This is a genomic window from Mesorhizobium sp. M2A.F.Ca.ET.067.02.1.1, from assembly GCF_004023285.1.
Taxonomy (GTDB): Bacteria; Pseudomonadota; Alphaproteobacteria; order Rhizobiales; family Rhizobiaceae; genus Mesorhizobium.
The window spans coordinates 1-539 of record NZ_RZSB01001387.1 but is presented as its reverse complement, the minus strand read 5'-3'; the positions used below and the strand labels follow the sequence as shown (position 1 = coordinate 539).

Sequence of the window (539 nt, the reverse complement as noted above, 5' to 3'; positions counted from 1 at the left end):
GTTGAAGGGACGCCCGTCCCAGGAGAAATGCAGGTCCTGGACCGTGGCGCGCAGCCGTTCGGCGGTTGCGGCGGCACAGTCGGCATCGCAATCGAAGAGCAGCACGCCGAACTCGTCGCCGCCGAGCCTGGCCAGGATGTCGCCGGGCGGCAGCTCGTTGGCGAGCAGCACCGAGATCTGGCGCAGCAGCTGGTCGCCGGCGGCATGGCCGCATGTGTCGTTGACCAGCTTGAACTGGTCGAGGTCGAGATACATCAGCGCATGCCTGCGCGACCTTTCCGGCGCTTCGGAGATCGCGCCCGCCAGCCGGTTCTCGAAGTCGCGGCGGTTGACGAGACCGGTCAGCGCATCATGCGATGCCTGCCACGACAGGCGCTCGATATAATCCTGCTCGCGCGTCATGTCGTGCAGGGCCAGGACACAGCCGAGGATCTGGCCTGAGACGATCAGCGGCGCGCCGTTCAGCGCCACCGGCACGACCGAGCTGTCGGGACGCTCCAGGAGCTGCGGGCGCACATTGGAGCGGCGTGGCTCGCCTG

General features: G+C 67.9%; 1 protein-coding gene. It reads right to left on the bottom strand.

Going from position 1 to position 539, the window contains the following annotated elements; translation table 11 throughout:
* Positions 1-539 (bottom strand): diguanylate cyclase (locus EOA28_RS37970; protein WP_128315957.1); only part of this gene is annotated, 539 nt, incomplete at both ends.